This window comes from Thalassomonas sp. RHCl1, from assembly GCF_947387555.1.
Lineage (GTDB): Bacteria > Pseudomonadota > Gammaproteobacteria > Enterobacterales > Alteromonadaceae > Thalassomonas.
In genome coordinates this window covers 389,755-412,035 of the sequence record NZ_CANDNZ010000006.1, presented here as the reverse complement: position 1 = coordinate 412,035, position 22,281 = coordinate 389,755, and the positions used below count along the sequence as shown (strand labels likewise).

The 22,281-nt window shown below is 48.0% G+C and carries 20 protein-coding genes; 2 read left to right on the top strand and 18 right to left on the bottom strand.

All coding sequences use genetic code 11. From position 1 onward, the window contains the following. Positions 1-2: 2 nt before the first annotated feature. The 4 genes from QL234_RS18920 to QL234_RS18905 all read right to left on the bottom strand — a co-directional run bounded on the left by QL234_RS18920 (position 3) and on the right by QL234_RS18905 (position 3,930). Positions 3-938: a hypothetical protein gene (locus QL234_RS18920; protein WP_281559353.1), complete on the bottom strand. Its 936-nt coding sequence runs from the start codon at positions 936-938 to the stop codon at positions 3-5. 55 nt (positions 939-993) lie between these two features. After that, entirely contained in the window at positions 994-1,929 is a 936-nt protein-coding gene (locus tag QL234_RS18915) for an NADP-dependent oxidoreductase (RefSeq protein ID WP_281559352.1), read from the bottom strand. 232 nt (positions 1,930-2,161) lie between these two features. Next, positions 2,162-2,896, bottom strand: coding sequence for a LuxR family transcriptional regulator (locus tag QL234_RS18910; protein WP_044834197.1), 735 nt, complete (start codon positions 2,894-2,896; stop codon positions 2,162-2,164). A 371-nt stretch (positions 2,897-3,267) separates the two neighbouring features. Then, the gene (locus QL234_RS18905) at positions 3,268-3,930 is read right to left on the bottom strand and encodes a thermostable hemolysin (protein ID WP_281559351.1); all 663 of its coding nucleotides are present in this window, start codon (positions 3,928-3,930) and stop codon (positions 3,268-3,270) included. A 586-nt stretch (positions 3,931-4,516) separates the two neighbouring features. On the opposite strand from QL234_RS18905, the gene QL234_RS18900 reads away from it, so the two are divergent. Further along, positions 4,517-5,155: an acyl-homoserine-lactone synthase gene (locus QL234_RS18900; RefSeq protein WP_281559350.1), complete on the top strand. Its 639-nt coding sequence runs from the start codon at positions 4,517-4,519 to the stop codon at positions 5,153-5,155. A gap of 107 nt (positions 5,156-5,262) precedes the next feature. Here QL234_RS18900 and QL234_RS18895 read toward each other — a convergent pair whose 3' ends face one another. The 13 genes from QL234_RS18895 to QL234_RS18835 form a co-directional block, all read right to left on the bottom strand. After that, a complete protein-coding gene (locus QL234_RS18895; RefSeq protein WP_281559349.1) occupies positions 5,263-6,060 on the bottom strand; it encodes an isocitrate lyase/phosphoenolpyruvate mutase family protein in 798 nt (265 codons plus the stop codon). Between the two features lie 30 nt (positions 6,061-6,090). Further along, the gene (locus QL234_RS18890) at positions 6,091-6,633 is read right to left on the bottom strand and encodes a methylated-DNA--[protein]-cysteine S-methyltransferase (RefSeq protein WP_281559348.1); all 543 of its coding nucleotides are present in this window, start codon (positions 6,631-6,633) and stop codon (positions 6,091-6,093) included. Continuing rightward, a complete protein-coding gene (locus QL234_RS18885) occupies positions 6,633-7,997 on the bottom strand; it encodes an AlkA N-terminal domain-containing protein (protein ID WP_281559347.1) in 1,365 nt (454 codons plus the stop codon). Before QL234_RS18885 ends, QL234_RS18890 begins: the two co-directional genes overlap by 1 nt. A 200-nt stretch (positions 7,998-8,197) precedes the next feature. Then, positions 8,198-8,695 carry an SRPBCC family protein gene (locus tag QL234_RS18880; RefSeq protein WP_281559346.1) on the bottom strand — a complete coding sequence of 166 codons (498 nt, stop codon included), beginning with the start codon at positions 8,693-8,695 and terminating at the stop codon, positions 8,198-8,200. Positions 8,696-8,853: 158 nt separating this feature from the next. Continuing rightward, positions 8,854-9,699, bottom strand: a complete 846-nt coding sequence (locus QL234_RS18875) for a MerR family transcriptional regulator (protein ID WP_281559345.1) — start codon at positions 9,697-9,699, stop codon at positions 8,854-8,856. 405 nt (positions 9,700-10,104) lie between these two features. Then, on the bottom strand, positions 10,105-11,451 hold the full coding sequence (locus QL234_RS18870) for a hypothetical protein (RefSeq protein ID WP_281559344.1): 1,347 nt from the start codon (positions 11,449-11,451) through the stop codon (positions 10,105-10,107). A 1-nt stretch (position 11,452) separates the two neighbouring features. Further along, positions 11,453-12,385: an EamA family transporter gene (locus QL234_RS18865; protein WP_281559343.1), complete on the bottom strand. Its 933-nt coding sequence runs from the start codon at positions 12,383-12,385 to the stop codon at positions 11,453-11,455. Between the two features lie 32 nt (positions 12,386-12,417). Next, positions 12,418-14,232, bottom strand: a complete 1,815-nt coding sequence (locus QL234_RS18860) for an alpha/beta fold hydrolase (protein ID WP_281559342.1) — start codon at positions 14,230-14,232, stop codon at positions 12,418-12,420. Continuing rightward, on the bottom strand, positions 14,216-15,514 hold the full coding sequence (locus QL234_RS18855; RefSeq protein ID WP_281559341.1) for a condensation domain-containing protein: 1,299 nt from the start codon (positions 15,512-15,514) through the stop codon (positions 14,216-14,218). Before QL234_RS18855 ends, QL234_RS18860 begins: the two co-directional genes overlap by 17 nt. After that, a complete protein-coding gene (locus tag QL234_RS18850) occupies positions 15,511-17,028 on the bottom strand; it encodes an FAD-dependent monooxygenase (protein ID WP_281559340.1) in 1,518 nt (505 codons plus the stop codon). Before QL234_RS18850 ends, QL234_RS18855 begins: the two co-directional genes overlap by 4 nt. 84 nt (positions 17,029-17,112) lie before the next feature. After that, a complete protein-coding gene (locus QL234_RS18845; protein ID WP_281559339.1) occupies positions 17,113-18,111 on the bottom strand; it encodes an aldo/keto reductase in 999 nt (332 codons plus the stop codon). A gap of 242 nt (positions 18,112-18,353) precedes the next feature. Next, positions 18,354-19,052 (bottom strand): HAD-IB family hydrolase, encoded by a 699-nt coding sequence (locus QL234_RS18840; RefSeq protein ID WP_281559338.1) that lies wholly within the window; start codon positions 19,050-19,052, stop codon positions 18,354-18,356. Then, positions 19,039-19,788, bottom strand: a complete 750-nt coding sequence (locus tag QL234_RS18835) for an AfsA-related hotdog domain-containing protein (protein ID WP_281559337.1) — start codon at positions 19,786-19,788, stop codon at positions 19,039-19,041. Before QL234_RS18835 ends, QL234_RS18840 begins: the two co-directional genes overlap by 14 nt. A gap of 290 nt (positions 19,789-20,078) precedes the next feature. Between QL234_RS18835 and QL234_RS18830 the strand changes: the two genes are divergently transcribed. Beyond that, entirely contained in the window at positions 20,079-20,828 is a 750-nt protein-coding gene (locus tag QL234_RS18830) for a hypothetical protein (protein WP_281559336.1), read from the top strand. A gap of 254 nt (positions 20,829-21,082) precedes the next feature. Here QL234_RS18830 and QL234_RS18825 read toward each other — a convergent pair whose 3' ends face one another. After that, the gene (locus QL234_RS18825) at positions 21,083-21,955 is read right to left on the bottom strand and encodes an SDR family oxidoreductase (protein ID WP_281559335.1); all 873 of its coding nucleotides are present in this window, start codon (positions 21,953-21,955) and stop codon (positions 21,083-21,085) included. Positions 21,956-22,281: the final 326 nt, after the last annotated feature.

The following is a 22,281-nucleotide window of genomic DNA, read 5'->3' as shown; positions in this document are numbered from 1 at the left end:
GGTTAGTCTTCAATTTTTACCAGCTTGCTAAAAGGAAACATCAGTTGATCATGGATCACTATGCCCGGCGGTTGCGTGCTCTCATAAGTTGAGCCGTCTTTGTCAATCACGGTCGCCTTCGCGGTAGTAATAAAGGAGGAAGCACCGGTGATCGAGGCATTCGGGTGCCAGCTGATGATCAGGTAAAGCAGCTCGCTGCCGTCATCGCTGGGACGCAGCGGACAACCGTTTACGTGTTTTTCATAACGGGCGCGGCCTTTTTTATCGGTAATGAAAACATTAGGCAGGCCGCCAAACGGCTGTACCACCACCTGACCGGCATTGTCCCAAACCCCTAACATCGAATACATGGTATTGGGGAACAGCTTGCGGAAACGGGCAACGGTTTTAGCCGAGCCGTCGTCATAACAGGTAAAGGCATATTTACCGCGGGCCTGAGACCATTCACCCAAAGTAATGTCTTCCGAGGGACCGTCAAAATAAGGCACAGGGTTAGAATGCTCGGGACGGGTACGGTCGATATAACCATGGTTACCCACTAAATCAACATAGGTAGGTTTGTCCATCAGCTTAATATTTTTCAAGCGCGGATCGGCATCCGGCATATCTAAAAAGCTTTGCAACCAGGCAACGTTGCCCGGATCTGTGGTCGAGGCCAAAATAGTATCGTCCTGGCAATTGTCTGCACTTAAACGGATGGCATCCTGGGCATTCGGATCGGGATCATACTGACCGACAAACTGGAAAGAAAGATCATTCAGGGATTCATAAGCATCCGGGAATTTAAACAATTTCTTACCACAGTAATTGTTTACCCCGGTGGTGATATGACCTTTGATCACTTTGCTTTCAATAACATTGGCTGGATAGCTACCGGCACTGGCAGCAAAACCTGTGATGGCGGCAAAAATAGCTGAGCATAAAGTTAATTTTTTCATGATTTTTTCCTTTATTTTTATTGTTGTTTTTATTCTTACTTCAAAGTGAAAGCGACTAGATGCTGATAACGATCTTGCCGCGTACATGTTCGGTTTCTGAAATCGCATGTGCCTCACCTATTTGCTCGAAAGGCATTTCGGCAATGGCCGGTACCCGGATTTCGTTGTTGTCGATCAACTCACGGATGGTTGTCAGGTGCTGGCCGTTAGGCATCACCAGGACACGTGAATGACCAAAGGTAAACTGCTCGGGAATGTCATGCTCTTTTAAGGTGGCGACATACTTGCCGTCGCTGTTAACCCGGTCATAAATACCCGGCATATCGTTATCTACTATGTCGAACACAACATCGAATTGCCCCAGGCTTGCCAGGTAATCCGGGGCGTTGTAATCAATCACTTCATCCGCGCCAAGCTCACGTAAATAATCATGGTTAGCACCGGATGCGATGGCCGTTACCTTGGCCCCGGCTTTTTTGGCAAACTGCACTGCGAAGCTGCCGACACCACCGCTGGCGCCATTGATCAGGATAGAGTCGCCCGCTTTTACCTGTGCTTCTTCATGAATGGCCTGCCAGGCGGTTAATGAGGTCAGCGGCACGGCTGCCGCCTGGGCAAAACTGATGCTCTGCGGCTTGGCAGATACCGCGGAGGCGTCCACGGCAATATACTCGGCGTAGGCGCCGTCACGGGTTAAGTCGGCAAAGGCATAAACTTCGTCGCCTACTTTAAAGTTTTCCACTTGCCCGCCGACCTTAGTGATTTTGCCGGCGACATCCCAACCTAAGGTTAAAGGCAATTGGTGCAGGTCTTCATCCGCCAGCCAGCCTTCACGAACTTTCCAGTCCACCGGATTAACACTGGTATTAATGACTTCGATTAATACTTCGTTGGCGGTAATGTCCGGCAAAGTGATTTGCTCGGTAAGCAAGGTTTGTTTTCCGCCGTATTCATGAATACGTACGGCCTTCATAAGCGATTTAATTGTCATGGTCTGTTCCCACTGGTTTATGTTTAATGAATATCAGTGTGGAAATTCTATGCCGGAGGGGCTTGGCTGACACCTGTCCGAAAAGTCAGGCCGGGGCACTTTTTTAAAAACGCTTATTTTTACGGGGAGAAAACACGGTTAAATCAGGAGATAAAACATCAATGTTGACGCGGCTTTAGGGGAGATTACCGCAATGCGGCGAGGGGAAATTCCCCCTCACGGTTGATATCGGCTATACCGAAATCAGCCCGTAATGAATCGCCCGGGCGATGGCCTGCGAACGGTTAAGCACTTCCAGCTTTTTGAATATATTGGAAAAGTGGAACTTTACCGTACGCTCGGATATCGCCAGTATCAGGGAGATATCCCAGTTGCTCTTGCCTTCTTTAGCCCAGTTAAGCACTTCCAGCTCCCGCGCCGATAAATTAGGCTGCCATAAGCCCCGGCGCATATTTTCCCCCTGGCGGTTAAACACCTCATGGACATGGGGGGCAATATATTCAATGAGCTGACTGTGCTCGGGGGTGATGCTGCCTTCGGGCATCACAAAAGAAAGCAAGGTTGAGCCGACATCGGCTTTGACCAGGATAGACAAACCGTCACTGCCGACATATTTTTCAGAAAGGTTTTTGAAATCCGAGCTGACATTCTCAGACTGACTCACGGCACTGCGCCAGTCAACCGCCGAATCGGTGTTGGAGACAGCACTGAGAATAGGATCCTGATTAAAAAATTTCCGCTGAAAGTAAATTTCCTGCCAGTCCTCACTAAGATTCTGGGTAAAGATCTGCTGCTTGGCGGTAAGAGAAAAATCAGCATTGGTATCAATGGCCAGCGTCGCCGCCTCAAAAGGAATAAGCTCGTTGGTTTTTTCCAGGATATTGGAAATGGCATCGGAGTCGCTGCTGGCACGGATACAGGTATCGGCCAGATCTAAGATCTGGATAAGTTTGTTTTTGTCTTTCAAAATGACGTCCCTATCATCAATAAAATAAACAGCTGCTTAGTGATAAACAAATCAGGGTTACAGCACAGAGGTTAACTCCTTCAGCCCAAACAAAAACAGTAGAGTGCCTGGTAGATAGAGTTCGCTGCGTTATTTTATCCGGCTTGCTGGCAAGGGGATAAAATAGCAGCCTTGGTAGATACATCCTGAATTCTACGTATAGTGTACTCTACAAGATAATTTAAACAATATGTATTAACATTTGTAACTAAAGATTAACAAATAATTATAAGTGTTTTTCTTTGTCGTCCAGAAAAACCCACTATCTAATTGATATACTTAAACTATCTTAAAAAACCAGGCACTTTATCGATGAAAGATCATAGTTATTCTTAAGCCACATTGAGTAATTTATTGCTAATTTGCTGATTCACTTTAATGACATCAATAGTAAAGCGACCAAATTGCAAAGGTAAGGTGCTTTTCGCGCTCTCCAGAATATCGACCAGAAAAACGACCGGTTTATGCTCATAATACGACCCCCATTTCCCCCTTTGTTCGGCTGATAATTTACTGATATCCGCCACCCCCACCGGATGATAGGTATAACCAAGCTTATTGATCATTTTCTCCACTATCGGGGTTAAGGTTACCAGGGTAAATCTCATGCCTTTAGACCATAAGATATGGGGCAAGGTCTCCAGTAACTTATATGCTGCCGATTTATAACCAAAAGACGAAAAAGAGCCGATTTCACAAATATGCTGCCGGTCGACAAAGTCTCCGGTGATCTCATAGGCTATTTGCTCTACCGGGCGATCCAGGTACTGCTCCGAAAACAAGCAATTAAATTTGGGATAGGTAATACCGTAGGCACCGGCATAATTTTCCTGCTCGCTTTCTGCTACCTGCATAAAAACAAACTCATCCGGCGTTGGCGTGACGTCGGCTTTATGTATGGTTGAATAAGACTCTGTGACCAGGTTGACGATGTTTTCATAATCTTCGCTGCCGGGATCTATGGTGCGAATTGAACTGCTTGCCATGGTTTTCATATGTATTTTTCCTTGAAGTTAAAAATTATCGACAAGGTTAGGCCCGGATATAGTGAAAGGGAATTTCAGCCCCTTTCGTTGTATTGCGCAATATCGCACCGGCCAGGCGCCTTAACAGCACCCCAAAAGTAAAACCAAACCGGAAATACCGGTTAACTAACTATTTTTTGCTAAACACAAGGCAAATTAAAAAAGATTTCACCGGTGAAAATTTAATTTTTTCTCCCTGTTACAGAAGAAAAAAATAAGCCAGTCATATTGAACAGTTCTTGTTTCAGTCCTGTTTCACCCCAGTAAAAACAGCCATACCTGTCCATATGGTCAGGAGAAAAAACCAGCCATTACCAGCGCTTAAAATCAGTAAAAAGATAAAATTCAGCCAAAAGAAAACCGCCAGACAAAACAAAAACAAACCATTGTTTTAAATCAATTTTTAAGAGATAAAACCTTGACAGAAACACTACCCTGTCCGGTGGTACAGCTGTCCATAGGGTCGGTTATCTCATTTGCCTTTACTGATTACATTTATCTCAAGCAAGCAAACAGACGAATTAATCAAAATTATTGACACGAAGGAAGTGAAGTAATGGAAAACAATATCTTTATGCAAGAAAACGGTTTCGATTTAGCAGTTTCTAAAAAACACAAGTTATTAATTGATTGCTATAAGTTACGTCATGATGTTTTTGCCAAAGAGCTTGAATGGGTTGCCGAAGAAGATAACCGTTTAGAAATCGATAAATTCGATTTTGCCAGCAACCATATCGTTATTTCCCAGAACCAGAAAGTGAATGCTTATATGCGCGTCACCCCCAAGCATTCTCCCTGGTTATTGACCGATACTTTTTCTTTTTTGATTAACGAAGGCAGGGATCATGAATTTCTCGACAACAGCGTTGAAGTCACCCGCCTGGCGGTAGATGCCCAGTTCAGAAAACTTAAGATACACCAGCAATTTACCTTATGTGACATGCTGATCAAGGGACTGCTGCAATTCTCGCTGGAGAACAATATCAAACACTGGTACATAGTGGTTTCCCAGGAAATTTTCTCCCTGCTTAACCGCCGCGGCCTCGATTGCCAGCAACTGGGTAAAACCACGGTAATGCCGGACGGCGTCAGAACCCTGGCGGCACGCATCGATGTTGAAACCTTTATTGAAAACTGCGCCGCTTATTACCTGGACTTCAACATGCAGGAGCAGGAGCAGCAACTGGCCGCTTAATAACATGGCTTAAAGCAGGCTTTTGTCCAATCGATAGCAAGCCGAAAATAACAAACCAGCCGGGAGATTTTTTCTCCCGGCTGGTTTGTTATTTTAAAGAAAGCACGCTACTTAAACTGGGTTTTGACATCGGGATGATCATATAATCCGGCACTGTTTTTTGTCTCCAGCACTTGATGCGCCTGGCTTTCAATAAAGGCGACAGTCGCATCGGACAAGGCATTGCCGATACTGAAACGTTTCACTCCCAGCTGCTGTAATGCCGCCACATCCGTCAGGTTCGGCAGTGACATCACATTCACAGGTGCCTTTATCGCCGCAACCACGGCCCGGATCTCATCTGCCTGGCTTAATCCCGGCACAAATAAACCGCTGGCGCCGCTGTCGATATAAGCCTGCCCCCGGCTGATGGTTGCTTCTAGAGGCTGTTCCAGTTGCAAGTAAGTATCGGTGCGGGCATTGATAAAAAAGTCCTGGTAACCTTTGCTGTCCAAGGTTAAGCGTATTGTTTCCAGCACACGGCAATGCTCCGGCTGTGCTCTTAAACCGGCTTCATGCTTGAGGGAGTCTTCAATATTAATACCGGCAGCCCCCAGCTCGGCAAGCTGTAACACATTATCCGCAATGGCCGACGCCTCTGTAGCAAACCCGGCTTCGATATCCACGGTAACCGGTACGGAAACATTGGCAATGATATTCTTTGCCAGGGTTAATACCTGCTCAAAGGAAATTTTTTCACCGTCCTGATAACCCAGGGCATTGGCCACGCCCCAGCTGGTGGTGCCTATGGCTTTAAAACCCGCCTGCTCCAGCACCAGGGCCGACAATAAATCCCAGGCATTGCCTATACACAAGACCTGCTGTTGTTGATGCAAGGCATTAAAAGCCGCGATATTCTTTTTCATGGTTTCTCCTGTTAATAAGGTTATCGAACATTACTTTAAAAATTGGGTTTTATCCTGACGCCGGTGAATGACCTTATTCAGCGCTTCGTCGCCATTTTCCTGTGTTTCCTTGTCCGCCAGCCCCTGGAAACCTTCGTGCTTAAGCAGCCATAACTTACGCTCTACCCCGCCGGCATAACCGGTTAAGGTGCCGTTGGCGCCGATCACCCGGTGACAGGGCACTATTATCGTCAGCGGGTTTCGGCCATTGGCGCCGCCCACCGCACGCACCGCCTTAGGGTTATTGAGCTTGTCGGCAATTTCGCCGTAAGATAAACTCCGGCCAAAAGGGATCTCCTGCAAACAGCCCCACACCGACTTTTGAAATGCCGTGCCCTTAGGGTCCAGCGGCAAATCAAAGGTTTTTCGCTGGCCGGAAAAATACTCCGTTAATTGCTCCCGGCAAGAGCGGGTGATCTCGCTGGGATTTGCCGGTTTTTTTTCCAAACCGCAAAATATCACCTGGGCTATCCCGGCATCGGTCGCCTGAATTTCCATTTCCCCCAAAGGGGTATCCACATAATCGATATACATCAGAGCAAGCTCCATAATTGAAAGGTTAAATAACTGCGCCAGGGGGACGCTTCTTGTGGGTTCAAGCTTTCACCGTTTTGTCCCATGGCTTTTTTCACCCCGAGATCGCCGCCAAGAAAAATATCCGGCTCGCTTAAGCCCCGCAGCCTGGCATAATCTACGGTCCAGGGGCCAATTCCCTTGAGTTTGAGCCAGGCCGAAGCATCATCCGGATTTTCGCTGTCCAGATAATGGCGGGCAAGATTACGTAACGTTTGTTTGCGCGAACCGGGAATTTTCAAACAATCGAGTTCATTGTCGGCAATCACCTCAGGGGTCGGGAAATAATATTTTCCGCCGCTGGATTGCCCCAGGGAGTTCACTAAAATCGTCACCAGGTTACGTGCTGCCACCACAGAAATTTGCTGGCCTAAAATCGCCCGGATCCCTGCTTCAAACATGCTCCAGATCCCCGGCAGGCGAACACCCGGCTTCACGGTAAAACTTTCCGGACAGCTCAACGCCAGATCTTGTTCTACCGCCTGCATATCGACATCCAAATCTAAAATACGGCGGATATTGTTCACTATCGCTTTTAAGTGCCTGACATCATCCACTTCAATGGTGACATCAAACCTGAAATCATCGGCAATATGTTTGGCGGTAAAACAGCCCTGGGTACCGGCCCATTGAAACATGCGACCATAACTGTGCTCGCTGCCCCACTCCAGGCCGGGTATTGCCCTTGCCATCAGAAAAGCCGACATCAGGGACCAGTCATACGGCGGCCGGTAATAGAGCTTAAGCTGCAAACTGTTCGCCTTCTCCTCAACTGATTTACGCATTTTTGACGGCGTTAATTTCAGCTGATTTAAGAAGCAGTCGTTAAAACGGCGGATACTGCTGAAACCACTGGCCAAAGCCACTTGCGTGACCGGCAGTTTTGTTTGCTGCAACAACTGCTTGGCAAACAGGCATTGCTGGTATTGGGCATAGGTTTTCGGGGAGGTGCCCAGATGTTTTTTAAAGAGCTCCCTCAGGTATCTGTCACTGATCCCAAGCCGCTCAGCCAAGGCAGGTAAATCGCCGGTTTGCAATGCCCCTTCATCAATCAATTTAATGGCGCGTTCTAACGTGGTATTAACCCCTTTCCACGCCGGAGAGCCCGGCGCACTGTCCGGCCGGCAACGCAAACAGGGACGAAAGCCGGCATTGGCCGCTTCAATGGCGGTAGCGTAATAGCAGACGTTCTCTTCTTTTGGCGGCGATACCGGACAGATAGTACGGCAATAGATGCCCGTGGTTTTTACCGCGGTAAAAAATTTTCCGTCAAACCTAGGATCCCGGGAAAAGCGGGCTTTTTGGCAGGTTTCTGGGTTAAGCATTTTTGTTCCTTCACACTAAGCATTCAAGCTAATGAGGTCACTATACGCCAGTAAAAGAAAAAACCTAGCCAGAATCGGAACTGAATGTTATTCCATTTCAGGAATTGCTGTTTTTATAAAAACGGACACGCCCAACCCAAAACATGCCCGTATAGATTTTGCAGCATTAAAAACTATTTGTTTGTCGCTACAGTATCCCTTTAGGCAACCCTGCCAACATTAGCCGACAACAACTCATGCTTGCGGGGATGCACTTTTCCTGTTTCAGCATAAAATTTAAGTTCTTCAAACACGACACTCGCCAGCTTATTAAATTTACTTTTCATCAGCGGCCCCATCAGCTGAGCAAATACCGGCAATAAAGCCACATGAATTTCAAAGGTAACACGTGATTGATTTTGGCCGTATTTTTCAACACGCCAGGTATTTTCCATGCTTCTTACAAAAAACGGCATGCCGGACAACTCCACCTGATAGCTAAAGGTATGCTGTGCTTTATCCATTCTGGTCAAGGTCTCCTTTGCTACCGCACCGTCGGGTAGTTCACAGGCACGTCCTTCGCCGGGGGAAAGTTCTGGATTTTCAGTAGAGCTATTTACCACACTGGTCCACTGGCATATATCGTTATAATCATCGGCAAGGATTTTCCACAAAGTATCAACCGGGGCATTGATATTGATCTTGTTAATTATCTGCATTTTCTTTCTCCTCAAGTACGGGACATCATTTCACAACAATGTTGTGCATTGGCTTTCTCTGGATACAAGAATCCTTAGGCCTTGAAGATATGAACCTTTAAAGCTAAGACCTTGCGGTAAAATAAATGGGGAATTTTTTCGTTTATACGCTAATAACGTCAAACAAGGGCTGTCGACCGGGTGACCGGAAACTGGATCTCGCAAACACAGTCGTCGGGGTTACCCGGCGATGGCGGCTTGATAAACACCTCTCTTGCAGGGCCGGATATCCGGAAATCACTATTTTCAATCCACCTGCCTATTTGCGCATATTTTTCATAACCATTTTCAAACGAGCCGACTCGCATGGCGGAAATCACTTTTTCTTCCTGTTGAAGCATGCGTGCGCTAACTTCATCTCCACCAGGGAGAAGCAGGGGCGTTTCGGGCATTTTCTCCAGCGGAAAACCCACTTCAACATCCGTATTTTCAATGCTAAAAGCATCGCCATGTATAATGATGGTGAGATGACCAAGCTGCTCTTGTCCGAGCATAGCCGGCACATGCTCTCGCATTTCAGTCACCAGATAGATGGTATCGAACAGCTTGGCCATCACCTTACGGCTTGAATAAAATGGCTGGGCAGAAATACTTTTCAGGATAATGCCTTCACCGATAAGGTTTTCTGGCTGCTCAACTTCTTTCAACCGCGCTTCTATAATTTTTAGCCGGTTTATTTCTTCCTGAACAGTTTGTTCAACCTGGGCTTTTCGAAGCATTAGCATGCCACGGATTTCCTGCGCAGATACCGCTTCCAAAACCATCTTTTTGATCTGTTCCAGTGAAACTCCCAGCTCCTTTAGCGCTATGATACGGTTTAATTCAGGCAACTGTTTAGTGCTGTAATAACGATAGCCTGTCGACTCATCCGTATATGCCGGCTGAAAAAGACCGATTTGATCATAATAACGTAACTGTGAAATAGCCGTTTGAGCTATTTTCGAGAATTCACCGATCCGGAACATAGCGCCGCCTCTTTTGTATAATCTCTGCTTTGTGTTGCCAAGTATGGACTCTAAAGCCACTTGAGAGTCAACAGTCGATTTAAAAAAACATCTGCTTGGCTCACGCGCTCATATGCTGCATTGATAATATCCTCAGCCAATCGCTGAATTTTCCCATCAACGGATATAAGAATAGCGAATGAAGAAGCGTATCTCTGGTGTGAATGATGACCACGCATTTATTGTGGTGTGACGGTTTACAGCATGGTCCCGGGTTGGGGTTGGGGTTGGGGTTGGGATAAACACCCTGAGGGAAAAATAATGAACGAGCCTTCCGTAGCCCGATACAATATTTCAACTATCAACATTTGTGTTTTTCCATAGTAAGGAATAAATGGCTTATGGTTTTCCCTAAATCAGTCCATATTAAGCCTGTTTCAACTGAGGATACTCCTCGGCAAAATGCCAGTTCTCCATTTCAAATTCCACTTTTGATCCTTGTACCACAGTGACATTGCCGCAATTTAAACGCACCGCTCCCTGACGGGTCGATAACGGCTGATAGTCCATCACGCCAAGCGTTTCTGCAGCGGTCACTATATGCTTACGGGCACGGCATAATTTAACGTTAAACTGGGCCTCGTTATCCCCGATCATCTGGTGCAGGGCTTCCCGCTCTACCCAGCCCACCAATAAAGGATCAACCACACCGTCACGCGCCATCATCTGCTGATATTGCTGATAATATTCCCGGGCCAACAACAACATCACATAATGATGCACCCGCTCGCCGAGATCCTGCGCCTGTCCTTTGGCGAGCAGCTGGATACTGACATGCCAGTCATTGGCGCTGACATCAAAACGCAGGGCGATTTTATCCGTCAACTCTGCCGCCGCCAGCTCCTTGGCATTGCCGGAGTTGGCCGCCGTTTGCGTAACTTGCTCGCAGGTGACCGGCGCCAGGCCTGAGGTGATTGCCAAGGGGTTTTCCAGGCCCTGCTGATGGTACACCAGGATATACTGCTGCAGCGCTTCTTTGTTTAGAGCAAAATTATGGCTGCTAAATTCCTGCATCAACTGAATCACCGGCTGCGCCTGATCCGATTGCGCCAGATAGCTGGCGGTCACATGGATATAATTAATACCCGAAGTGATCGCCGTGATCGCATTCTCCTTGGCATGCTCGCCGCCGCCGGCAAAGGCACATTCAAAGGTTAAGGCATTGGCATGGCTGGTGGCGTTTAATGCCGCCAAAAAGCGCTTCACCCCGGCAGGTGAAAACTGCGAATGATCATCGGCGAAACAAATCCTTTGCACCCCGGACAATTCACACATCCTGACAATTTTCAGCAGCTGGCTGTGGCACAGCTCAAAGGTGTTTTTCAGCAGTAAGCGTATGCTGACTTCACCGGTACCGATAAAATGCTCCAATAATTCGGCGCAGCGGTTAATGGCTGCGGAATCCGACATTTCTTCGGGGTTAATCAGCACATATATCTGATGATGGCCAATCGGCTGCCCCTTATTGAAATACTGCCGTAATTGCTGATAGCAGATTTTTCCCCACACATGATCATTATGGCTTAAACCCTGCAATAACCTGGCGTCAATCAGCTTGCCGTCAAATTTTGCCTGCTGGCTTAAATCCGCCAGAGTGGTTACCCGGCTCTCGGTCAACGCATTTAACTCCGCGCCGTTATTTTGATGGCTGCTTGCGTCGATAAAACCAAGAAAAGTTTCCGGATAGATATATTTATTCCAGTCATTTTTCATCTCAACTCCTCCTTGCCGTTATGGTATTAACGACTCCGTATACTGAACAAATAGCGTAAACGAGTATGCCCGACCAGAGAATGAGGAAGCCCCCCAGCACGCTGTCTGACACCTTTTCACCAAAAATCCCGATTGCCACCAACAACATCAGCGTGGGATTTAAATATTGCAGCAAGCCAACCGTGGTTGCCGACAAATGCACTACGCTGCCGATATAAAGCAAAATCGGCAATGTGGTTACCGCCCCCAGCAGCAGCATCAAGCCCCACTGGCCGGCGGTAAAATCATAACTGTGCCCGGTAATGCCTAAACCACTATCACCTAAACCAAGAAGCCCTAAGGCGATAAACAGCAGCGCCGGTATCGCGGCAAAACCCGTTTCCACCGACAGGGTGACCAGCGGCGCTATCGGTCTGGTTTTTTTAAGCACACTGTACCAGGCAAAAGTGGCGGCAATGGTGATACCTATCCAGGGCAGCGAATTCAGATAACGCGCCTGAATCACCACCGCCGCTCCCAGCAAACACAAGCCAATGGCAATAAATTCTACCGCGGTCACCTTTTCTTTTTGCCGCCACTTCAGCAGGGCGACACTGAGGATAGGTGCAAGAAAATAACCTAAACTGGCAGAGCTGAGCTGGTTCAAGCTGATAGCGAAGATCACCAGGTACCAGTTGCTGGCAATCAACAGGCTGCTTAACAGCAATAACCGCCACTCCTGCCCCTTGAGCTGAACCACCGAGCGGCGCACCTGGGGGGTCAAGGCCAGCAAAACACCGCAGAACAACATGGAAAACAGGATGCGTAATGCCAGTACCTGCAAATTATCTATCCCAGACAAGGCATTAAATATCAGGGTCACCGCCGACCAGAGAAAAAATGCACAGATATTGGCAACCAGCGCCTGTGATGAATTTGAAATCGATAACGTCATGATTTGCTTCCTGCTGCTTTGTTATCCTGACCTTAGCCGTTGACTAAGGTCACTTTGCCCACTGCTTCCCCGGAAGCGGCAAATTCATGCGCGAGCCCCGCCTGCTCGAATAAAAAGCTTTGCGAGTCCAGTAAAGGCGTTAACTTGCCCGCTTCAACCAAAGGGGTCAGCTGCTTTAATATCTTGCCGTGCGCCTCGGTTTCCCTGCCGGATAACATAGGCCAGAGCATATTGATAAAATGCAGGTTTAACCGCCGCCCCGAGGCAATTTTTAAATCCACCTTATTGTTGGCCAGGGTCGTTACCACATGACCGCCGACCGTACAGGCCTGCATGGCAACAGGAATATTCTCATTGCCTACGGTATCAAACACCAGGTCAAAACCGCAGCCGCCGGTGATGCGGCTGACATATTCTTCGACATCTTCGGTGTGATAATGAATAATGCCGTCGGCCCCCATTTTCAGGGCCAACTTGCCTTTTTCCACCGAGCCCACGGTGGCATAGACCTCAGCCCCCATATGCTTTGCCAGCTGAACCGCCATATGGCCGACACCGCCGGTACCGCCGTGTACCAGTACCTTCATACCGGCTTGTAAACCGGCAGCTTCCAGGCCTTCCCAGGCGGTGATCGCCCCCATAGGCAAAGCCGCCGCCTGTTTAAAGCTCAGGTTTTTTGGCATCAAACCCAGCAATTGCTGATCCGCCAGCATCACATCCGTCAGGGCGCCCTGACGGCCTTTCACGCCGCCGGCGCAGCCAAAGACTTTGTCTCCCGGTTTAAATTCGCTGACCTGCTCCCCTACCCGGATCACCACACCGGCAACATCAGAATGCAGTACCGCGGGATGCTCAGGAGCCAAATGGGGTAACTCGCCGCGGCTGATCTTATAGTCGAAGGGGTTCACGCTGGTGGCCTTGACTTCTATCATCACCTCGCCAACGCCCGGCTCGGCTAACGGCATATAACGGTCAATAAAAATATCGCCGTCTTTGTGCTCGTTTAAGACCTGGGAGCGGGTGATTTTTTTCGGGAAACACTGTTTGATAAAACCTTCCAGGTAACCATTAAAAACCTCCGGTGCTTCAAGATGAGGACAGTGATGGCAGTCATCAATAAAGAAGGCATTGTCTCCAAAAATGGCTTTTAGCGGCTCACTATTGAAATAGTCATTATTGATAAAACCGTCCTGCTCGCCGACGATACTCATGGCGCAAACTCCGGATTGCTGCAAAATATTCACTTCATCCTGCAACTCGCCTTCGCTAAAGCCCGCCAGTATGCCCGGCCGTGCCGAGCTATGGGTATTGTCCACCGACTTAACCACACGGATCCAATCACTTAACTCCAGCTTATCTTCATTGGCAAACGCCTTTGCCACTTTGGTAAGCTCATCGCCGTCAAGTTCAGCGGCAAAAATTAACCCTTCTGACGGATCCGGTAAAAAGGCATCTCCGGCACTGTCGGCGTTAAAAGGCGGCGCCCCCACCAGCAATACCCCGGCAATGCCCTCAAGGCGGGGCAAAGCGTCTATGATGGCGTGCCCGCCCAGGCTGTGCCCCACTACGATAACGTTTTCCAGCTGCAGCTCATCGATAAATTCAATGATCTGCTCGCTGCAACCGGCAAAGCTGTAGGCACCGGCGTTGTTCGCCGGTGATGACTCGCCGTGGCCAAGAAAGTCCAGGGCAAGACAGCGATAACTGCTGCCTAAATGCTCCAGTTGATGGTGAAAAGCGTCGGCGCATGATGAGTTGCCGTGCACAAATAGTAATGTTGGTCCTGTCCCTGTGGTTTCCAGATAACTGACGTTACCTGAAGGCAATGTTTTAAATAGCCTTTTCATATTTCTCTCCCTGTTCTGATAACAGCATCCGTTGAATATTTTGCTCAAACAAAGCCTGAATTTCTTCGGCGGTGTGAGTACTTAACAACGGAGTACTATAACTAAACGCACAACTCATTTTTTGATCCAGACTGGCAATGTGTAAGGCAATGGCAAAAACGCCGCCATTACGGTTCGCCATATTGCGGTAGCCGACAATATTAAAGCCGTCATATTGCTGCGTTAAATTCAATTGGCCATGATTGGTCATGGCAACATCATGAGAAAACACGCTGATATCATTCAGGCCTTTCGCCCCCTGGCGCATTAACGCCAGGTTTAACTCGCCCAAATCCCTGGCCAGCAGCTTTATTCCTTTACTGAGCTGCTGACGATAGCCGGGGGCGAACTCGGCTAAAGAGGAAGCGACCGATATCTTATGGGGGTAAACCCGGATATAACAGCCAATCTCTTCTTCACTGATCGGCGCCTGCAAGCGACTGCGCATAGACACCGCACTTAAACAGGTAATTTCATTTTTTTGCTGCAAACCGGCCACCGACCGGCAAAAGGCGTAGGTGAGCAAGGTATTCAGGGTTGAATCTTGCTCTTTCGCCAGTTGCTTTAATGGCGCTAATACCTTTTGATCGAAGCAGGTTTCCAGGTAACCGGTTTGCCGGTTTGCTACCGGAGCCATCTCTTCTACCGGCCAACTTGGCGTTAACGACTCAGGTGGCTGTGCTTCTGGCTCAGAAACCTGGGTTAACGGCGATATAAACTGCTCCAGCTCGGGCCCCACCGGACGCTTATTCACTTGCAGCCGCCCCTGTCTGCGGGTCACCTGTACGTAATAGTTCAGTAACGACTCCACCAGGGTGGCAATAGATAAACCGTCAACAATAGAGTGATGAAAGGTCAGTGCCAGGTGGCTTTTTTGCCCGCTGCTGTCTTGCATCAATACCACAGAAAGCACAGTTTTTTCTGCCGCCAGCACGGTATTAAGGCAAAGGGTGGTCGCCTGCTGTAAATCATAATCCCGGGTTAATTCAAGCTGACGGCAAATGTCACCGGCAGCAAGCTGAGTACCATGTAATTCAAAGCCAGATCCGGTAGTCACCACCCGGGTAGACAAGATTTCATAGCTGTGCAACCAGAGTTCAACCGCCACTTTCAAATAATCGAAATCCAGTATGGCGTCGAAATCCACCACAGAAGTGGTTTGCGAGTTTCCCGAAAGCTCGTGCATTAATGCCATGCGGCTTTCAATATCTCCCAGGGGACGGATCAGGCTTGTAGTAGTCATGCGGCAACATCCATTTTTTGATAAAGGGCATTTAAAGCACAGTTAAAAGCGGCGCTGTCTTTGGTGGTGCCGACGTATTCGATAACATTATCGGGACGCACCAGGATAAACTGCCCTGCATCCAGCATATAGGCCTGCGGATCCCAGATAGTGTTGATCCGGAAGAAATCACCAAAAGCAGACTGCATAATGCCTTCTAACTCAGCCAGCTGCTCAGCCGGTATTTCGCTGCTGACGATCAAACTATGTTTGCCGTTGCCCAACGGGAACTCGTTGGCAAAAGGTAAAAACTGCGAACTTAACAGTAAGCCGCCGACATGATATTTTTCCTGCGGGTCCGGGGCCTGTTTGGCGTAATTGAGTTTATAACCGGCAGAAATTTGCGGGAAGGCCTTGATAAAGTCGCGGTTGGCAACCTTAGGCAAAAATTTCGCTTCATCCTGCTCGCCGTGACGGTCTAAACCGGCGATCATCGAAGTATTGAGATCTGTTAATTTCAACAACTGCTCGGCATTCCAGTGGCGTTCTTGTGCATAACTGTCGAGCAAGGCGTCAGAGCCGGCACCGCTCATCACATAACCTAATTTCCAGCCCAAGTTAAAAGCATCACCGATACCGGTATTCATACCAAAACCGCCGATAGGGCTGAACAAGTGTGCGGCATCTCCGGCGACAAAAACATTGCCGCGGCGGAAAGTCGAGGTAGCGCGGTTATAAAACGGCGCAGCCGACATCCAGGTGGGCTCGGAAATTTCTATATCCACATCCAGTGCGGCGATGGCGGCTTGAAAGTCTTCCAGGCCCGGTTGATAATTGTCGGGGATCTTGCCGTCGGCCTTGATCACTATCCTGTGATAACCTTCCATCAGCGGCAGCACGATAATAAAACCCTGCTCTTTGATGTAATAATAACTTTGCGTTAAATCCCGGTCCCACTTGACCTTCACATCCGCCAGGATAAAGTGCAGATCATAGTTATAGCCGTCAAAAGGCAAACCTACCTGTTGCCGGGTTTTACTGTTGGCGCCGTCGCAGCCGACGATATAACGGTATTGCCGGGTGTCTTCCCCGTTTACGCCTTTACAGGTCGCCTGTGCGCCGTGTTCATTTTGCTCTAAACTCACCAGTTCGGTGCCGCGCTCAATTTCATAACCCAGTTCATTTAAGCGATTTTCAATGGCCGCTTCGGTGACCGGCTGGGGTAGCATCAAAAAATAAGGATGCGTGGCGGATATCCGGTTAAAGTCCAGTTTAAACATGCGCTTGTCGTTATACATCAGGTTCACTATCTGGTTTTTTTGCCCCTGCGGCAATAAAGACTCGGTGATCCCTAAGTCCGCCAGCATATCTAATGCCGCCGGGTTAACACTCAGGGCTTTTGAACCCGAGCATTTTTCCGTGCGCACCTCTATGATACGAAACGGAATACCAAATCTGTGTAACTGTAATGCGGTGATCATGCCGGTTGGCCCGCCGCCCACGATAAGAACTTCCTGCTCTATTTCCTGCAACATAATGAATAGACCTTTTATCTGATCCGGCTCTTATGCTCCAAGAGCCGGCATGATTAAAAACGTGTTATCACCTTAAGATAACGATTAGAGGTTAGTGCCGTCTAAAATGGCTTGTGGGTAACGGGCGCCGTGAATATTTTCACTGGCAAAAATACCGCTCAGGTTCATCACGATATCCGGCGTCAGGTCGACATTGAGGGCGCCGAAGTTGTCCGCCAGGTATTTCACCCGTTTGGTACCCGGAATAACATGCAGGTTGTCGTATTGCTCCAGCAACCAGGCCAAGGCTAACTGGGCCGGAGTACAGTTCAGGCCTTTGCTGATTTCCTGTACTTTGGCCACCAGTTCCAGGTTTTTCTCGATGTTTTCGTCCTGGAAACGCGGCAGTTTGGCGCGGAAGTCTTTGTTCACGTCGGCTTTTTGGATATCTGCCTGGGTAATGCCACCGGTTAAGAAACCACGGCCTAACGGGCTGTAAGCAACAAACTTAGTGCCTAACTCTTTACAGGCCGGCAAGATGTTTTGCTCGATATCACGTGACCATAAAGAATATTCACTTTGCAGGGCTTCAACATGGTGAACTTTCTGGGCGCGTTTCAGGGTTTCTACCGAAACTTCCGACAGGCCGATAGCCTTGATTTTGCCTTCTTTAACCAATTCCGCCAAAGCTTCCATCGGCTCTTCGATAGGCGTATCCGCGTTACGTCTGTGCATGTAATAAATATCAATGGCTTCAACATTTAAGCGCTTTAAAGACGCTTCACAGGCAGCACGGACATAATCGCGGCTGTTATCTATGATCAGGTTGTATTTGTCATTAGGGTCGCGGCGGATACCGAACTTGGACGCAATCACTACGTCATCGCGTTTTGAACCCAGCTCTTTGGCGAACTGACCCACGAGTTCTTCGTTATGGCCCTGGCCGTACATGTCGGCAGTATCAAAATGGTTGTAACCCATTTCCAGCGCGGCATGTAACGTTTTCAGCGATTCGGTGTCGTTGCGGTCACCGTAAAATTCACTCATGCCCATACAACCTAAACCAACGGCTGCGACAGATTTATTTGCAATTACTCTACTCATAACAATTTCCTTGTTTAATTTAAAAAGTGATTTTCTCGTTATTTATGTTAAATCTTCCAAACTTACGTTTTCCTGCTCAGCAAGCTGATAACCTGACCTCTCATCTCAGGTCATTAGCTTGCCGAGCCGCCCCTGAACTCCTGCGTTGAGGGGTATATTACTCGGTTAAATTTATCGGCCTACTGACTAGTGGTACAGGGCGGTTAAATTTATGCTTCAAGCTCACTGCTCCAGCCCTTTATTTATGCCGCCTCCTGTTCAATATCCAAAATGATAAAATCTTGCTCCTGGTTCGCCGCCCGGGTTAATTCGCCCGGACTTACCAGGTATCCCCGGCCTACCGTGGCTAACATAGGGAAGTCGCTGATATCGTCGCCATAAGCCACCGAGCTGGCGGCAACATCGGTAAACAACCGCAAATAACGGCGGATATAATGGGCCTTGCCTTCACCGATACAGGGCTGGTCAACCAGCTTGCCGGTATAACGGCCTTCCATTTGCTCCTGGGGAGCGCATAACACGGTATTCACCCCCAAAGCCTCTGCCAACGGCTGCAGCATGGCCAGGCCGGAGCCGGACACAAACACCAGGTTGTATCCCTCCCTCTGGTGCTGCCTTAGCTTCGCCAGGGCATGGGGGTGGAAAAAGTCCGCCTTATCCGCCACCTGCCGGTACCATTTGCGTCCCAGCTCGGCGAGCTCAGTCACAGATACCCCGGCAAACACCCGGTAATAATGGGCATTGATGTTTTCCCGGCGCTCTTTGGCGGCAAACATCTGCTTAAGCTGCACCTGCATCTCGTCCATCACCTGCTGCGGGATCAGCTTGGTTTCCTGCTGCAGGTAATTTAAAAAACTGAACATGCTTTTAATGGAAATCAGGGTATTGTCGACATCAAAAAAAGCGCAGGGTTTGCTGGTATCCAGGTTATGCAGCCACATTCTGCTCGCCCTCATTGTTCAAGACATATTTAATGGCATCGCAGGCCATCGCGGCTTCTTTTTTCTCCAGCCACTCGGCGTTATAGGTACTGAAGCTGGTGGTGACCACAGAGCAGATAACACCGTTTTGCACCACATTCATCACCACATCAAAGGAGTGCGCACCGGCTTTTTTCTCTTTATGTTCAACAATTTCATATTCTATGGTTGCAGGCACCGGGAACATGAAACTGGTGTACTGGCTGTTTAAGGTGTTGATAACGAAATAACTGGAGAAGTCGTTGTCTTTAAGGAAAAACGCCTCGGTAATGGTCAGGAACGCCTGGCGCGCCGCTTCGGTGATCACCATGCCTTGTACGTGGTGTCCGGTAACGTGATCCCCCATCTCATCACAGGCATCGTCAAGCATGACATCCAGTTCAAATTTCTTTTCACAGATGCGGCGCGGCAAGCCCAACATAGAGTTACGCTGCTGATGTTTATGCACATAATTGCGGCCTGATTTAACGGTTTCATTAAACTCTAATAAATTGCTTAAACCGGCATCCTGGGCCGTTTTAACCAGCTGGGAGACCTGGGCTTCACTTAACCCCTGGCCTAATTTAAAACGGATTTTTTTATCGCTTAACAGCTGGTGCTTTAATATATGTAAAGCTTCACTTGCCGTTAATACCCCCTCGTTTTCTGCGAAACACTCGAACTTGTCGCCAACAATAATCATATTTTCTGTAGTCATGGTTTGCTCCTTGCAAATCTTTATAAGTAAAAAGTTAAAAAAGTTTTCGTTGTGAAAATTAGTTTTGAACACGGAGCCCAGATTAAGGCATGAACCGGGACAGGTTAATTACGCAAGCTATCGCAAGATTTCCGGTAAAAGGGCAATGGTGAAAGAAAGAGTGAAGGGTTGTGAAATAGTCTGAAATACCATTTCAGAGAAGGTCTTTTTATAGTTTGCTCATCGAACGACAACTCGAAAAATAAAAGCAAACTTTTTAAAACTTTATTAAAAACTAAGGAAACAAGACGATGAAAACTATAATGAAAAACAAAATCACTAAAGCGCTTACCTTATTAACAGGCTTTGCCTTAACCACTTCTGTTGCCATGGCAAACGATGATTATGATGATGACTATGGCTACCAGGACGAAATTAACGGCGCTTATGGCCTAGAAGAAACCGATGTCAGTAAAAAAATGCTGCGCCGTGCCCTGCGCAACAAAACTTTCCTCGCCAGCCTAAATAAGCAACACGCCTATTTTGAAGGCAGCCAGATTGTCAGACGCTTCTTTTTATGTATCCCGGAAGCCTCCAACCAGAAGTTTAATATGGAAAGAATGGCCGAAGTAAACCAGTGTTTCTACGACATTACCAGCCCGGATATTGAACTGGATTTAAACGGCGCCTTGTCCTACGGGGTTGAGTCTACCATCAGCATCGCCACCGACGGTTTGGCGCAGTTAAGACAGAACGCGATTTTCTCGCCGACTTCCTTCTATGTCAGCCACTACGAGCCAGGCGAAAAGCCAGGTACCGGCCGCATGGAGTTTAACTTTAACGTCTTAGTACACCAGGAAATTATCCAGTCAACAGATGTCGAATTGCCGTTCGAACCAACGCCGGGACCTCAGCTGTTTTTAAGTAACAATACTTTAGGCGTTATCGCCACAGAAACCGGCGAATGGATGATAGACAAGCTGGTCGTTAATTCTATGTTCACCGAGCAAAGACCGGACATTAACTACAACAACCCGTTCCCTAACTACCCGATCAACTAAGTTGGCTCTTGCGGTTAACAGCCAAGTTTAATCAATGAAGCAACAGCTATCCCTTAAGGGGGATAGCTGTTTTTTTATGTACAGAATGTATGGTATGCCGTGCTCGCAGGGATGCGAAGGTACGGCGATATACAATATGTATCTATGCCGTGATCGCAGGGATGCGAAGGAGCAGCGATATACAAGATGTATCTATGCCGTGCTCGCAAGGATGCAAAGAGGCGGCGATATACTTCCCTTATCTAAACCAAGGCTTAGCTAAAGCTGGCTTTATTCGCTTTAACAAAAGCTTTTAACGGTGTTAACGGACGTCCCAATAACTGTTCACCGTCAGGGCTTACCATGGCCGCCTGGTCATCGGCAAAGGCGTTAAATAATTCCACCATACCTTTCGCCTGCCATTCCGGCCAGCCGCTGTCGGTCAATGCGCTTAAGGTCGTGGCATTATCCGGTGAGATGTGGCTTACGGTTTTCCCCAGCTCATTAGCAAAGATTTCGGCAATCTCGCCCCCTGAAATCAGCTCAGGCCCGGTAATATTATAGGCTTTACCGGCATGCCCCTGGCTGGTCAGGATGTTGGCGGCAATTTCACCTATGTCTTGTACCAGTAAAGGAGCAAAACGGCCTTTGCCTGTACCTAAATGTAAGGTGCCGTTTTTCACGTCTTCCGCCCAGCCCAGCAGGTTATCCTGGAAGAAAATGGTTCTCAGGTGCGTCCAGTTCAAACGGCTATCTTCCAGATATTTCTCGCCGTAACGGAATTGACGGGCAAATAAGATCCCTTCATATTCAGCGCCGAATACCGAATAAAAGACAAAATCTTTGACACTTTCATGGGCCAGGGCGGCATCAATCACGGCCTTGGCATGCAGCTCCCGCGGCTCTATGTTGCCGGGAATATAGAAAACCTTATCCACTCCCTGCATTGCTGAATTCAGTTCATCGGCACGCTCAATATCAAATACCCGGGTTTCCAGCTGCGGATAAAGATTTTTCAGCGCCTTGGCTTTTTCTTCGCTGCGCACACCGGCGATAATATGATCGGTTAAATCCGCTTTAGCAAATAAAGCATTAAGTGTCGCCTGACCATTAGCTCCTGCTGCACCGATAATAAGAATATTGCTCATTTCATTTTCCCTGATTTGTGAGTATTTATCCGGGCAAAAAAGTAGCATTTGAAATCGGTGAAATCTATTAGAAAATATCGGATGACATAACCTGAAATATCGGACGGGATATTTCATCAAATGAACTTCCCTTGTTAGCCGATAAAGAATTTTTTCGCCTGCCATAAGCAATCACAGCAGATATCCGAGCCATTAAGCGGATGAAATTTTATATTTTTCCCTAAAGATTCAGCAGATTTTCCCATAGGAAAAGTTGAGCCGGTAACTTTTTATCTCCCCGAGTGAGACATTTCACCCTGTAGTAACACTAGAGTAAGTGAAGTCCT